Below are 13,061 nucleotides of genomic sequence, written 5' to 3' on the forward strand. Positions count from 1 at the left end.
CTAGTCTGAGAATTCAGGCCGGTAACGGCACCGTTCACTGCTGTCTGGAGACACCCATGGAATCATCTGATCTGACCGAATCCGGCACCATGCGCCATGTGGTCTACGATCGCTTTGGTGAGCGTGATGTGCTGCGCGTGACAGAATCGCCTATTCCGGAGCCGGGTGAGGGCGAGGTACTTGTTCGGGTACACGGCGCCGGCCTCAATCCCATTGACTGGAAAACCCGCAAGGGTATGGGGTTCGTCGCCACCCAGATCGAACACAGCCTGCCCTGGACGCCCGGCTACGACGCCGCCGGTGAAGTGGTGGGGGTGGGTGAAGGCGTGACCACGCTGGTGCCCGGCGACCGGGTGATGGGCATGATCGGTTTCCCGGTCACCGGCGGAGCCTACGCCCAGTACGCCATTGCCGACGCTGAAGATCTCGCCATCGTGCCGGAGGAGTTGGACCTTATCGCGGCTGCCGGCGTGCCTCTTGCCGCGCTCACTGCCTGGCAGGCTCTCTTCGAGGTGGCTGAACTGGAGTCTGGTCAGAAAATCCTGATCCATGCCGGGGCCGGCGGTGTCGGGCACTTTGCGGTTCAGTTTGCCCTGGAGCGGGGCGCCCATGTCATTGTGACGGCGTCCTCCCGTAACCGGGATTTCCTGGCGGAACTGGGGGTACATGAGGTGATTGATTACCACACCACCGACTTCACCGAAGAATGTTATGGCCTGGACGTGGTGCTGGACCTGGTAGGGGGCGAGACCGGTAAACGTTCTCTGCAGACCCTGAGCGATTCCGGCGTGCTGGTCACCATCCCCACGGTGACTGCCGATGACGTGGTCAGCGCGGCAGAGGCCATGGGCGTTCGGGCCCACGGGATGCGTTCACGGCCGGATGCCTTCCACCTGGATGAAATTGCGGAGCTGATTGAAGACGGCGACGTGAAAGTCCACATTGACCAGGTATTTGCGCTGGACCAGGTGCAGGACGCCCACGAGTTGCTGGAAGGCGGTCATGTTCGGGGCAAACTGGTGCTGGATTGCCGTTAATCGGCCTGATTGGCTTGGCGGGCAATCCGGTTCAGTAACCGGGAGGCGGCAAAGAAGCCAAAACTGGCGGTCACCGGGCTGGCTGCGCCGAACCCGGAGGCGCAGTCGAGCCGCACCGGCCCATCGGTGGCCGGCTTCTGCAGGCACACCTCGCCATCGGCGGCAGGGTAGGTAAGCTGCTCCAGTGAATACACCGCCTCAATGCCGAAACGCCGCTTTGGGTTCCGTGAGAACCTGTACTCCCGGCGCAGCATGTTGCGTACTTTCGCCAGCAACGGGTCCTGGGTGGTCTTGCTCAGGTCTGCCACCTGAATCTGGGTCGGGTCCATCTGGCCACCGGCCCCGCCGGCACAGACAATCGGAATCTTGCGCCGCTGGCAATGGGCAATCAGCGCTGCTTTCGCCTTCACGCTGTCGATGGCATCCACCACTCCGGTCATATCCTCGGTAATCAACTCCCCCACGTTTTTGGTGGTCAGAAACCCGAAATGCACGCGAATATCTGCCTGGGGATTGATGGCCTTCAGCCGCTCGGCCATGGCATCGGTCTTGGTGCGGCCATATTGGCCCTCCAGAGCATGCAACTGGCGGTTGGTGTTGGACACGCAGATATCGTCCATATCAATCAGGGTGAGCGTGCCGATACCACTGCGCGCCAGTGATTCCGCCGCCCAGGAGCCAACACCGCCCAGGCCGACGATGGCAATATGGGCATGACGGAATGCGTTCAGGGCCTTGCGGCCATAGAGGCGCTCTATGCCGCCAAAGCGGAATGGGTAATCATCGGCGGTCATTCAGCCTCCGGAATGCAGGGGAGAAAACAAAGGCGCATTGTAACCGAGACAACGGCGGGCGGGAAAATGCGATAAAAAAAGCCGCGCAAAGCGCGGCTTCAAGAAGGTACCCGGCTCGGCAAGAGGCGGGTTGGACTAGTTCAGAGACACTAATCAACGTGACTATTATCAAGTTCTGATCTGTCTTGAAGAAGGTCAGAAGTTGCCAATCGTCGGTCATTTCCGGCCAGGTTTTTTGGCCTGACCGGTATTGCCGTTTAAGCCACCCAGTGCTCGTCTTCAAACGCCATCAGACTGTCTTTGCCGGTCTGGATGTCTTTCAGCAGCCAGTCCACCTCGGGCATCAGCTTCTCGAAGTAGTAGCGGGCGGACACCTGCTTACCTTCGAGCAGCGGCTTGTTGCCCTCGCCAAGTTGCAGCTGTTGGCCTGCAATGCCCGCCATTCGGGACCACAGATAACCGATGACGGTCAGGGCCATAATCCGCAGGTACGGGGTGGCGGCGGCGCCGGCTTGCTCCGGGTCTTTCGGGGCATTCTGGGCCAGCCATAGGGTGGCCTGCTCCAGGCTCTTGACCGCACCCTTGAGTTCTTCGCGGTAGGGCGCCTCCGGGTTGTCCTTCAGGTATCCAGTCAGTTCTGCGAACAGGGCGCGAACCAGTTGGCCGCCCTTGAGGGACAACTTCCGGCCCACCAGATCCATAGCCTGAATACCATTGGTGCCCTCATAGATGCGGGCGATACGGCCGTCCCGGACCAGTTGCTCCAGCGGCCAGTCCTGAGTGAAACCGGAACCACCCAGAACCTGCTGCCCCCAGTTGGCGTTGTTGTAGCCTTCGTCGGTCAGGAAAGCTTTGACCACCGGGGTCAGTAGCTGTACCAGGTCATCGGCGTTTTCACGCACGCTTTCATCCGGATGAGCCACAGAAAGATCCAACTGGTGGCCAGTGAACAGGGCCAGGGCCCGCATGCCCTCGTTCAGCACCTTCTGGCGCATCAGCATGCGGCGTACGTCCGGGTGTACAATGATCGCGTCAGCCGGACCATTCGGGTTCTTGGGGCCGCTCAGGGAACGGCTTTGCAGGCGTTCCTTGGCAAATGCCAGGCTTTCCTGGTAAGCCATCTCGGCGAGGCCGAGCCCCTGCATGCCCACCATCAGGCGCGCTTCGTTCATCATGGTGAACATGGCGCTCATTCCCTTGTTCGGCTCGCCCACCAGCCAGCCTTTGGCGCCTTCGAAGTTCATCACGCAGGTGGCGGAACCTTTGATGCCCATCTTATGCTCCAGACCGCCGCAGAACGCCGGGTTGCGCTCGCCGGAATCCGGCAGGAACTTGGGTACCACAAACAGGGAAATGCCCTTGGTGGTGTCTGGCGCGCCTGGCAACTTGGCCAGTACCAGATGCACAATGTTGTCGACCAGGTCGTGTTCACCGCCGGTGATCCAGATCTTGGTGCCCTCGATGGCATAGCTGCCGTCGTCATTCGGTGTGGCCTTGGTGCGGATCAGGCCCAGGTCAGTACCGCACTGGGGCTCGGTCAGACACATGGTGCCGGTCCACTCGCCGGAAATCAGTTTTTCCAGATAAGTCTGCTTCAATTCCTCGGAGCCGTGCGCATGCAGGGCGCTGATGGCGCCGTGGGTAAGCCCCGGATACATGCCCAGGGACAGGTTGGTGGAGCAAACCATCTCATCCACAACAAACTTCAGGGTGTGGGGCAGGCCCTGCCCGCCGAATTCCAGGGGTGCATCCAGAGCGGTCCAGCCGCCTTCCACAAACTTCTGGTAGGCCTCTTTAAAGCCTTCAGGTGTCTTGACCGTTTTGGTTTCCGGATCGTAGCTGCAACCCTGGCGGTCGCCAGTCTGGTTGGTGGGCTGGATGACCTCTGCGGCGAGTTTTCCGGCTTCGTCGATGACCGCAGAAATCAGGTCTGGCGTTGCATCGGCGTACTTTTCCAGTTCGTGCAGTTTGTCTGCGCCCAACACATCAAACAACAGAAAGCGAAGGTCGTTCGCTGGAGCCTGGTATTGCATGGATACTCTCCTGTCTTAATGCAGCAGCCTGAATGACTGCCATATGTCGTTGTTTCAATCCGCAAGTGTTCCTTCATACGACCGTTTGAATTCTTTGGTTTGCTGAGGGGTGGGCTGAGGACATTGAATTTTCGTATCACCAACATGGTATTGATTGATAATTGAGGGACTTGCGAATGACGACCGTGATTGCCGGCATATCCGGCGCCATTGGTGCAGCGCTGGCGTACCGTTATCTTGAGGCTCGTCCGGACCAGGTGGTGATTGGTCTGTGTCGGGATCCGGATCAGGCGCCGGAGGACCTTATGAATCATCCCGGTGTGAGATTGCTGGCCTGGGACGCCGAAGATCAGCGACGGCTTGATGATGTCGAACTAAAGGCGGTCGTCGAAGAGTCTGGCCCAATTGTTACCGTGATATATGCCGCTGGCCTGTTGCACGACGACGGGATGTTTCCTGAAAAGCGTTTGGAAGACATCGCTGCGGTTAACATGGCTCGTGCCTTCGCGGTCAATGCCACCGGGTTTGGCCTGCTGATCCAGGCCCTGCTGCCCTGGTTGCGGCATCGCGAGTTCAAGCGCATAGCGGCCATTTCGGCCAAGGTGGGCTCAATTTCAGACAATGGTTTTGGTGGTTGGTATGCCTACCGGAGTTCAAAGGCGGCTCTGAACATGCTGGTGCGTAATCTCTCTATCGAGTTGCCTCGGCGGTGCAAGCCCATGGCTTGCGTGGCGCTGCATCCGGGGACCACCGAATCGCCCCTGAGCGCACCATTTAGCCAGTCGCTGACCAGGCTCAAGGTGCACAGGCCGCTGGAGACGGCTGATAACCTGATTCGGGTGCTGGATGCTCTGGACGACAGCAGTAATGGCCGGTTCTTCAGTTGGGATGGGTCGGAGCTGCCCTGGTAGGGTGCGCCTAGACCGGCACCGCCCAACTGAGCATGGAGTAGTAAAGCCCGATGCCGACGAGCACGTTGAACGGAAAGGTCACGCCCAGGGAAGCCAGCATCGCCAGGCCGATATTGGCATCGGGAACCGCGTGACGAACCGCCACGGGTGCGGCAATGTAGGACGCACTGGCGGTGAGGGTTGCGAGTATGACGGTGGAACCAGTGTCGAGACCGAGCAGGGTGCCGACGGTCAGCCCCGCTACCGATAGCACGGGCGGCATTGCCAATCCAAACAGCACCACCCGCCAGTGGATGAGCTTCAGGTTACGCAGTGTTTCGGCGGCAACCAGCCCCATCTCCAGCAGGAACAGCGATAGAATCACGGAAAAGGCGCTGGTCAGGGGGGCGGTGACTCCGGTGCCCTGGCCTGGACCGTAGAGCGCCCCGATAACGACGCCACCCACCAGCAGGATGACGCTGCGGTTGGTCAGGGTTTCCTGCCATAGCGGAGTGCCTTTTGGGTCGCCGGTGCGTTTGCCGAAACGGCGGTAGAACCATAGCCCGACCATGATCGCGGGCAACTCCAGAAGCACCAGGTAGAGCGTGACTTGCCCACCGGAGCTGAGGCCGCGGGTTTCTACCCAAGCCAGGGCGACCGCAAAGGTGCCGGCACTGACCGAGCCATAGTGGGCTGCGAAACTGGCGGTATCAGCAATTGAGAGGCCGACGCCGTATCGCAGGATAGGGATCATCATCAGGGGCAGCGCGAAACCCAGGCCCGCAACGGCAAGCATCTCCAGAATCAGGCCGGGCGCCAGGTTTCCGTACAGGGCCATTCCGCCTTTCAGGCCAATGGTGAGCATCAGCAGCAGGCTGAGAATATCGTAGGCTTCTCGCGGAATGGACAAGTCGGATTTGACCGTTCCTGCCACGAGGCCGAGCAGGAAAAACATGACGATGATGTCGGGCATGTATCAGCTGTAGTGTCTGAGAGGGAAACGGATTCTTCAAGCGCTGCTGTTCAGTGTAAAAGCAACGGCTCCCAAGTCAATTAAATCAAGGCGTGATTGCGGTGAATGGGGTTCCGTCAGCCAGAAAAAAAACGGAGGCTGGTCGCCTCCGTTTTCTCATGTTTCACTGGTCGACGCTTACCGAATGAACGGGTTAAGCATTCTTGTGAAAGTACCGGTCAGTTTTACCGGGGCGCTGAGCACCGACAGCGTGATGCAATCTTCACACCCAACCGCAACGGGCCTGTGTTCGTCTTCATCGTTCAGGACTACAAAGTCCCACTGATTGAACACGCCCTTCTGGTCGGCGAACGCGCCCTGCAACACAATGGTGGTTTCGTCGCCTCGATGGGTGTGTGCCGGCGCCTTGCCACCTGCAACCAGCTTCTGAAGTACCACCCGCTCGCTCTGGCCAGGAAACTTCTCAGTAATATCAAGAATACTCACATCGCCGAGCTGACGTTTCCATGGCAGTTCGTTGATATCCTGGCCGAGCAGCTTCTGCAAGGGGCTGGTGCGAGGGGCACTGGCAACCGGCGACGTACCTTCCGGGGCTGCGTCGATGCGCGCCATCAGTTGCTCAAAACTGTTGTCCGCCACCGACACCTTGGGCTGTTGATCCATCATCACCGCGCCCAGACTGTTCAGGGTGTCCACCCGACTCCTGCAATGCGGACACTGGTCTAAATGCAGCCGAATGCACAGGGCGTGCGGCTCGCTAAGATTGCCGGCGCTGTACTCCATCAGGCTTAGGCTATCGGGGTGGTGCCGTGTCATACGTTCTGATCCTGCAAAATCACTTTCAACTTGTTCAATGCCAGGCGAACCCGGCTTTTAACCGTGCCCAGGGGAATCTGGAGCTCATCTGCCACCATCTGGTGGGATTTGTGCTCCATGTATACCTTGGCAATCACGGTAATCTGTTCTTCCGGTAACTGGCTGAGAGACTCCCGAATCCGCCGCTCCGACATGAGTCGGTGGAGGGAGGTTACTGGTTCATCCTCGTTGTCTCCCGGGATTTGCCACAAATCCTCGGTTTCCACAGCCATCTCAGCACTGGTGCGCTGCATCTTGCGCAGCATGTCAATGCGCTGGTTACGGGCAATGGTGAAGATCCAGGTGGATGCCGCAGCCTTGCGCCAGTCATAGAGACAGGAGCGGCGCCAGATGGAAATGAACACTTCCTGCACCAGTTCCTCGGCGTGGCTGGCCATGCCATTGGAGATGGCGTAATACTTTATCTGTGGCGCGAAGTGCTCGAACAAAGCGTGGTATGCAGCTCTATCCTGATGTTTGCCTACTTTCTCCAGCAATACGCCCCAAGGGTCCTTTCGGCCCTCGGCTTTTGCTGGTTGCTGCTCCAGTGTGGTCACCGGACGCTCCTTGACAGTCGCATGAGTTGAGCTGATTACGGTCATCATTCTAGGCACTCGTCGCTGGTTTGTCAGTTTTGTTATTTACGGCAGGGTGTATCAAGTGGATTGCCCAGTACGAAAAAAAATTCTGGCCCCACAGTCGGAGATTTTGTGTCAGTGGAGTGATTGCCGGACCCCGGAGCAAGCGCTAGTCTGAGAGCTATAACAACGGCTCAAATGTCAAACCATGAACGCAAGTCTTTCCGGCGGCACCCTGCCCGTCATTCGCGCCCATTACGCAGAAATTCTTTGCCAGTTGGCGGAGGAGCGGGGCGTTGCCCATCAGGAACTGGTGAGCGCTGCCGGTATCCGCCAGCACCAGCTTGGCCACCCGGATAATTTCATTACCCTGGATCAGTTCACTGAGCTTTGTCGCCAGGCCTTCTGGCGCTGCAAGGATGACAGCCTGGGGCTTGAATTTGGCAGGCGGCTAAAGTTTACCGCCCATGGTGCGCTCTCTCAGGCAGCTATCAGTTGCGACACCTTGGAACAGGCGCTCCGGGTACTGATCAAATACTTTCGGATTCGTTTTGCCTACATGGCCCTGTCGTTTTTTATCGAGGGTGATGAAGCGGTCATTCAGCTCGATATCAATCATGACACCCGGGATTTGCACCGTTTCAACATTGAGGTGGTGCTGGCATCTCTGATGGAAGTGAATAACCTGCTGTTTGGCCAGCGATTGTTGCAGGGTGGGCGGTGCCTGGTCGACTACGAGCGACCAGCTAACGTTGGGCCCTATCAAACGCTGTTTGGTCATGCGGTGAATTTTTGCACCGGTGTTAACCAGCTCCGCTTCCACAAGCAGTTTCTGAACCTGCCGTTATCTTTGTCCAATCCTGTGGCTCGTCGTGTGGCGGAAGCGCAGTGTGAGGAAGAGATGCGACAGATGGAGGCCTCCACTTCGGTGACTGAACGAGTGGTTCGGATGCTGGAATCGGTTCGGGATGGTCGCCTGCTGAGCCTGGAAGATGTTGCCGGGCAGTTACATGTGTCGGCTCGTACCCTTCGGCGGCAGCTGGCAGCAGAGGGTGCACGGTTTCAGCTACTCCAGGAAACGGTGCGCCATCAAAGAGCGCTGGATCTGTTACGGCGAGACGCCCCCCTGAGCATCGATGATATTGCGGAACACCTGGGTTACAGCGATCCCTCAAATTTTGGCCGGGCCTTTCGTAAATGGGAAGGTATTTCACCCTCTGCCTGGCGCAGGTTGCACCAGGCAGAGGGTGATTGAAGGTTACTCCTCCAGGTAGGTGTAACCTTCGAGTCCTGCTTTCAGCTCGGCCAGCAACCTGGCTTGTGTGGGTTCATTCAGGTCGCTGGCGGCAAACTTGTCCTGATAAGCCCTGAGCAGGTTGTCTGGCTCAAAGTTGACGTAGCGCAGCACTTTGGCGACGGTGTCGCCGGTGATTGGTGTGCCGATGTCATATTTACCCTGGTCGTTCAGCCGCACATCCACCGAGTGGGTGTCGCCGAACAGGTTGTGCATGTCTCCCAGGATCTCCTGATAGGCGCCGGTCATGAAGAACCCCATCAGTAGTGGTTCGCCTTCCTTTTCTTCCGGCAATGCCAGGGTGGTTTCGATGCCCTGACCATCTACGTACTGGTCAATCCGGCCGTCAGAATCACAGGTGATGTCCTGTATTACCGCGCGTCGATTCAGCGGGCGGTTCAGACCGTTGATGGGCATCACCGGAAAGATCTGATCTATGCCCCAGACATCCGGCAGGGACTGGAACAGGGAAAAATTAACGAACAGCTTTTCCGCGAGCTTTTCGTTGAGTTCGTCAATGATCTCCCGGTGTGCCCGGCTAGTGCTATCGAGCTGGCTCCGGAGCAGGCGGCAGCAGTTGGTATACAGGGTTTCCGCCTGGGCCCGTTCGCTGAGTGACAGCAGGCCATGGGCAAACTGGGCATGGACATCCGTCATTGCATGCAGAACGTCGTGGTAGATTTCTGCCAGCGAACGGGGCGACTGGTCATCCTGCAGGCTCAGCAGGTCGCGCCAGAGGTCATGCAGCGGCGCTGGTGCGTCTGTTCCCGGCGCGGTGACGTCCCGTTGGTCTGGTGTTTCCCGGTCAATGACATTGGTGACCAGCACTGAGTGATGGGCCGTCAGGGCCCGGCCGGATTCACTGATCAAATCCGGATGGGGGATGCCCTGCCGATCGCATTCGGCTTGCAGTACATGCACCACGTTATAGGCGTATTCGAAGACACTGTAATTCATTGAGCAGCTGCTGCGGGAGCGGGTGCCCTCATAGTCCACGCCAAGGCCGCCGCCGATATCCACAGTACTGACCGGTGCACCCAGCCGATGCAGTTCCGTGTAGAAGCGGGCGCACTCCTTCAAACCGGTCTGAATATCACGGATGTTGGCGATCTGGGAGCCCAGGTGGAAGTGCAACAACTGAAGGGTGCCCAGCGCTCCAGCCTGTTTGAGGGTGTTGACCACATCCAGAACCTGACTGGCGGACAACCCGAACTTGGATTTTTCTCCGCCGGTGTTCTGCCAGTTACCTTTGCCAATGGTAGCCAATCGAGCCCGCACCCCTATCAGGGGCGATACCTCCAGGCGCTCAGCCTCTTCCAGTATCAGCGGCAGTTCTGATTGTTTCTCAACCACGATAAACACCCGGTGGCCCAGCTTCTGGCCGATCAGGGCCAGGCGAATGTACTCCCGGTCTTTATAGCCATTGCAAACAATCACCGAACCCGTTTTCGGGGCAAGGGCCAGCACGGCCATGAGTTCCGGCTTGCTGCCGGCTTCCAGCCCCACCTGTCCGGCTGAGGCGGCGGGTTCTGCCGCTAATAGCTCTTCCACCACCCGCCGTTGCTGATTTACCTTGATCGGGTAAACCGAGGTGTAGCGCCCCTGGTAACCCTGTTCGGCGGTCACCTTGTTGAAGGCACCGCAAAGCTTGTTCACCCGGTCGTGCAGGATATCGGTAAAGCGGATCAGTACCGGCAGGGCAATGCCTGACCGGGCCAGGGACCGGGTCAGATCGGGCAGGTTGATGCGGGCTGGAGTCCGACCCCGGTCCGGGCAGATTTCGACTTCGCCTTGGGGGTTAACAGCGATGTAACCATCGCTCCAGTGCGCGATATTATAAACCTTGTGGGCTGGTAAGGCTGTGGTTTCAGGCATTGTTGCTATCCTGTCAGGAAACCGGAATGGCCGGCAGGCCGTTGACAGGCTGCATTGTAGGACCTGACTGGCCGGATCGAAAGCATTGGCAGGCCATGAGTGCTCTGAAATGGGAAAAATACCTGACTGGGAAGGGCAATAGTGCTTTGGCTATGGCTTGGGGCCCCCTACAATACGCCCCTTTGAACAGACCCCGGCCCCGTGTTGGCGCAATGAATGGGAGGTACAGATGACGGTATTGAATGAAGGCTGGTTTACCGAGGTTTTTCAGGACCAGGGCACAGCATTCTCATTGCAGGTTAAACGTAAACTGCACGAGGAGCAGACGCCGTTCCAGAAGCTGGAAATCTATGAAACGGAAACCTTTGGCAACCTGATGGTGCTGGACGGTTGCGTGATGCTGACCACCCGCGACAACTTTCTGTACCACGAGATGATGACCCATCCGGCCCTGTTTACACACAAAAACCCGAAAAAAGTAGTGATTGTGGGCGGTGGCGACTGCGGTACCCTCAAGGAAGTGCTCAAGCACCCGGGCGTTGAAGAAGCCTGGCAGGTGGAGATCGACGAGCGGGTTACCCGTATGTCGGAGAAGTATTTCCCTGAGCTTTGTGAAGCCAACGGTGATCCCCGAGCCAATTTCTTCTTTGGCGATGGGATTCAGTGGATGCGCGATATCGAGCCCAACAGCATTGATCTGCTGATCATCGACAGCACTGATCCGGTTGGCCCCGCTGAAGGCCTGTTCGCCCTGGATTTCTACCGGGATGCCATGGCCGCGTTGCGGGAGGGTGGCATTATTGTGCAGCAGAGTGAATCGCCGCTTCTGCACACTGACAGCATCATCAAGGATATCCACAACGACATGCGAAAGGCCGGCTTCGGCCACGTTCAGACACTGCCGTTCCCGCAACCGGTTTACCCCACGGGTTGGTGGAGTTGCACCATGGGCAGCAAGGACAACCCGCTGAAATACTTCCGTGTAGAAGATGCCAACAATCGGCCTTTCGTTACACGTTACTACAACGCCGGCATTCATCAGGGCGCCCTGGCCATGCCTCAATTCATGGTGGACGCGCTGGAAGACGAGGTGCGCCCGGAAGAAGCCTGAGAAAATTAGACAGTCCTGCACTCTGAGCTATGCTGAAAAGGTGTGATCAATTATTGATCGCTGCGTTGTGTTCGGTGTGGAAGGAGTCGTTATGGAAGCGCGTAAAGGTGAACAGAACCGTCACTGGTTTCGTAGCGAACGGTTCTCGCTGGTCAATGGGCAGTGGTTTTTCCAGACTCGCGAGGGCTCAATCGAAGGACCTTTTGACAGTGTCCACGAAGCGGAAATGGAATTGATGTTGTATCTGCGGCACGCGGATGATCATTTGTTTCAGGGCGTCTGTTAGTCCTGTAACGTAATCAGCAGAAACAAGAAGGGCGCCACATGGCGCCCTTCTTATTTTGCGGTTGTCAGACCGGATTACTGCTTGCCGCTGACAAACTCCGGATAGGCTTCCATACCACACTCAGAGTAATCCACACCTTCGTACTCGTCTTCCTCAGATACCCGGATACCCATGACCGCCTTGAGGATGCCCCAAACGATCAGGCTGGTGACGAATACCCAGACAAAGATAGTCAGGGCGCCAATGATCTGGCCGCTGAAGCTGGCGTCGCCATTGGTAACGGGTACCAGCAGCAAGCCGAGCAGACCGCAGACACCGTGAACAGAGATGGCACCGACGGGGTCGTCAATACGCAGCTTGTCCAGGGTGACAATGCTCACTACCACCAGCAGGCCACCGAAGGCGCCGAAGATGGTCGCCAGCAGCGGAGTGGGGGTGTCCGGGCCGGCAGTGATGGTTACCAGGCCAGCCAGTGCACCGTTCAGGAGCATGGTCAGGTCTGCTTTGCCAAACATCAGGCGGGCGAGGATCAGGGCCGCGAGGCCACCACCGGCTGCTGCAGCATTGGTGTTCATGAACACGATGGCGACGTCGTTTGCAGATTCTGCAGAAGCGGTCGCCAGAACCGAGCCACCGTTGAAGCCGAACCAGCCCATCCACAGGATGAAGGTACCCAGAGTGGCCAGGGGCAGGTTGGCACCGGGAATGGCACGGATCTCACCGTTCGGGCCGTACTTGCCTTTACGAGCGCCCAGCAGGAGCACGCCAGCCAGAGCCGCAGCCGCACCGGCCATGTGAACGATACCGGAGCCGGCAAAGTCACTGAAGCCCAGGTCGCCCAGGTTATACATGCCGAAGACATCGGCTTCGCCCCAGGTCCAGGCGCCTTCCATCGGATAGATGAAGCCAGTCATCACAACCGCGAAGATCAGGAAGGCCCAGAGCTTCATGCGCTCGGCAACCGCGCCGGACACGATCGACATGGCCGTGGCCACGAAGACCACCTGGAAGAAGAAGTCAGCGGACGGGGCGTAAGTTGCTGCCGCCTCATACTCAAAGCCTTCTTCAACGCCCATGCCGGTGATACCGCTCAGGAAGGTGCCACCACCGTACATGATGGCGTAGCCGCAGACCATGTACATGGTGCAGGCAACGGCGTACAGGGCGACGTTTTTAGTCAGGATTTCAGTGGTGTTTTTGGAGCGCACCAGGCCGGACTCAAGCATGGCAAAGCCAGCCGCCATCCACATGACCAATGCGCCACAAACCAGGAAGTAAAACGTATCTAATGCGTACTGTATTTCAAAAACAGTGCTTTCCATAGGAGGCCCTCCG

General features: G+C 58.1%; 12 protein-coding genes. 5 read left to right on the plus strand and 7 right to left on the minus strand.

Features of this window, described 5'->3' with window-relative positions; genetic code table 11:
- Nucleotides 1-56: 56 nt before the first annotated feature.
- Nucleotides 57-1,037, plus strand: a complete 981-nt coding sequence (locus ABIE59_RS12600) for an NADP-dependent oxidoreductase (protein ID WP_354447369.1) — start codon at nucleotides 57-59, stop codon at nucleotides 1,035-1,037.
- Here the strand turns inward: ABIE59_RS12600 and tcdA are convergent.
- Complete coding sequence (gene tcdA, locus ABIE59_RS12605; RefSeq protein WP_354447371.1) at nucleotides 1,034-1,831, minus strand: tRNA cyclic N6-threonylcarbamoyladenosine(37) synthase TcdA; 798 nt, start codon at nucleotides 1,829-1,831, stop codon at nucleotides 1,034-1,036. The genes ABIE59_RS12600 and tcdA overlap by 4 nt on opposite strands.
- Before the next feature lie 257 nt (nucleotides 1,832-2,088).
- The gene (locus ABIE59_RS12610) at nucleotides 2,089-3,864 is read right to left on the minus strand and encodes an acyl-CoA dehydrogenase C-terminal domain-containing protein (RefSeq protein ID WP_354447373.1); all 1,776 of its coding nucleotides are present in this window, start codon (nucleotides 3,862-3,864) and stop codon (nucleotides 2,089-2,091) included.
- A gap of 176 nt (nucleotides 3,865-4,040) precedes the next feature.
- On the opposite strand from ABIE59_RS12610, the gene ABIE59_RS12615 reads away from it, so the two are divergent.
- Complete coding sequence (locus ABIE59_RS12615) at nucleotides 4,041-4,775, plus strand: SDR family NAD(P)-dependent oxidoreductase (RefSeq protein WP_354447375.1); 735 nt, start codon at nucleotides 4,041-4,043, stop codon at nucleotides 4,773-4,775.
- Between the two features lie 7 nt (nucleotides 4,776-4,782).
- Here ABIE59_RS12615 and ABIE59_RS12620 read toward each other — a convergent pair whose 3' ends face one another.
- The 3 genes from ABIE59_RS12620 to ABIE59_RS12630 form a co-directional block, all read right to left on the minus strand.
- Nucleotides 4,783-5,727: a sodium-dependent bicarbonate transport family permease gene (locus tag ABIE59_RS12620; protein WP_354447377.1), complete on the minus strand. Its 945-nt coding sequence runs from the start codon at nucleotides 5,725-5,727 to the stop codon at nucleotides 4,783-4,785.
- Between the two features lie 177 nt (nucleotides 5,728-5,904).
- A complete protein-coding gene (locus tag ABIE59_RS12625) occupies nucleotides 5,905-6,543 on the minus strand; it encodes a ChrR family anti-sigma-E factor (RefSeq protein ID WP_354447379.1) in 639 nt (212 codons plus the stop codon).
- On the minus strand, nucleotides 6,540-7,139 hold the full coding sequence (locus ABIE59_RS12630; protein ID WP_354447381.1) for a sigma-70 family RNA polymerase sigma factor: 600 nt from the start codon (nucleotides 7,137-7,139) through the stop codon (nucleotides 6,540-6,542). Before ABIE59_RS12630 ends, ABIE59_RS12625 begins: the two co-directional genes overlap by 4 nt.
- A 229-nt stretch (nucleotides 7,140-7,368) precedes the next feature.
- Between ABIE59_RS12630 and ABIE59_RS12635 the strand changes: the two genes are divergently transcribed.
- Nucleotides 7,369-8,415, plus strand: coding sequence for an AraC family transcriptional regulator (locus tag ABIE59_RS12635; RefSeq protein WP_354447383.1), 1,047 nt, complete (start codon nucleotides 7,369-7,371; stop codon nucleotides 8,413-8,415).
- A 3-nt stretch (nucleotides 8,416-8,418) separates the two neighbouring features.
- Here ABIE59_RS12635 and speA read toward each other — a convergent pair whose 3' ends face one another.
- Nucleotides 8,419-10,329 carry a biosynthetic arginine decarboxylase gene (gene speA, locus ABIE59_RS12640; RefSeq protein ID WP_354447385.1) on the minus strand — a complete coding sequence of 637 codons (1,911 nt, stop codon included), beginning with the start codon at nucleotides 10,327-10,329 and terminating at the stop codon, nucleotides 8,419-8,421.
- A 229-nt stretch (nucleotides 10,330-10,558) separates the two neighbouring features.
- Between speA and speE the strand changes: the two genes are divergently transcribed.
- Both speE and ABIE59_RS12650 read left to right on the plus strand, forming a co-directional pair.
- On the plus strand, nucleotides 10,559-11,440 hold the full coding sequence (gene speE / locus ABIE59_RS12645) for a polyamine aminopropyltransferase (RefSeq protein WP_354447387.1): 882 nt from the start codon (nucleotides 10,559-10,561) through the stop codon (nucleotides 11,438-11,440).
- A 91-nt stretch (nucleotides 11,441-11,531) separates the two neighbouring features.
- Nucleotides 11,532-11,726 carry a DUF6316 family protein gene (locus ABIE59_RS12650; protein WP_354447389.1) on the plus strand — a complete coding sequence of 65 codons (195 nt, stop codon included), beginning with the start codon at nucleotides 11,532-11,534 and terminating at the stop codon, nucleotides 11,724-11,726.
- Between the two features lie 74 nt (nucleotides 11,727-11,800).
- Here ABIE59_RS12650 and ABIE59_RS12655 read toward each other — a convergent pair whose 3' ends face one another.
- Nucleotides 11,801-13,048 (minus strand): ammonium transporter AmtB, encoded by a 1,248-nt coding sequence (locus tag ABIE59_RS12655; RefSeq protein ID WP_354447391.1) that lies wholly within the window; start codon nucleotides 13,046-13,048, stop codon nucleotides 11,801-11,803.
- Nucleotides 13,049-13,061 lie beyond the last annotated feature (13 nt).

Source organism: Marinobacter sp. MBR-99 (assembly GCF_040547575.1).
Classification (GTDB): Bacteria; Pseudomonadota; Gammaproteobacteria; order Pseudomonadales; family Oleiphilaceae; genus Marinobacter.

Bases quoted from the DNA above. Each gene is read 5' to 3' on its own strand.
- ABIE59_RS12600 (WP_354447369.1), top strand. From the start codon at position 57: ATGGAATCATCTGATCTGACCGAATCCGGCACCATGCGCCATGTGGTC.
- tcdA (WP_354447371.1), bottom strand. From the start codon at position 1,831: ATGACCGCCGATGATTACCCATTCCGCTTTGGCGGCATAGAGCGCCTC.
- ABIE59_RS12610 (WP_354447373.1), bottom strand. From the start codon at position 3,864: ATGCAATACCAGGCTCCAGCGAACGACCTTCGCTTTCTGTTGTTTGAT.
- ABIE59_RS12615 (WP_354447375.1), top strand. From the start codon at position 4,041: ATGACGACCGTGATTGCCGGCATATCCGGCGCCATTGGTGCAGCGCTG.
- ABIE59_RS12620 (WP_354447377.1), bottom strand. From the start codon at position 5,727: ATGCCCGACATCATCGTCATGTTTTTCCTGCTCGGCCTCGTGGCAGGA.
- ABIE59_RS12625 (WP_354447379.1), bottom strand. From the start codon at position 6,543: ATGACACGGCACCACCCCGATAGCCTAAGCCTGATGGAGTACAGCGCC.
- ABIE59_RS12635 (WP_354447383.1), top strand. From the start codon at position 7,369: ATGAACGCAAGTCTTTCCGGCGGCACCCTGCCCGTCATTCGCGCCCAT.
- speA (WP_354447385.1), bottom strand. From the start codon at position 10,329: ATGCCTGAAACCACAGCCTTACCAGCCCACAAGGTTTATAATATCGCG.
- speE (WP_354447387.1), top strand. From the start codon at position 10,559: ATGACGGTATTGAATGAAGGCTGGTTTACCGAGGTTTTTCAGGACCAG.
- ABIE59_RS12650 (WP_354447389.1), top strand. From the start codon at position 11,532: ATGGAAGCGCGTAAAGGTGAACAGAACCGTCACTGGTTTCGTAGCGAA.
- ABIE59_RS12655 (WP_354447391.1), bottom strand. From the start codon at position 13,048: ATGGAAAGCACTGTTTTTGAAATACAGTACGCATTAGATACGTTTTAC.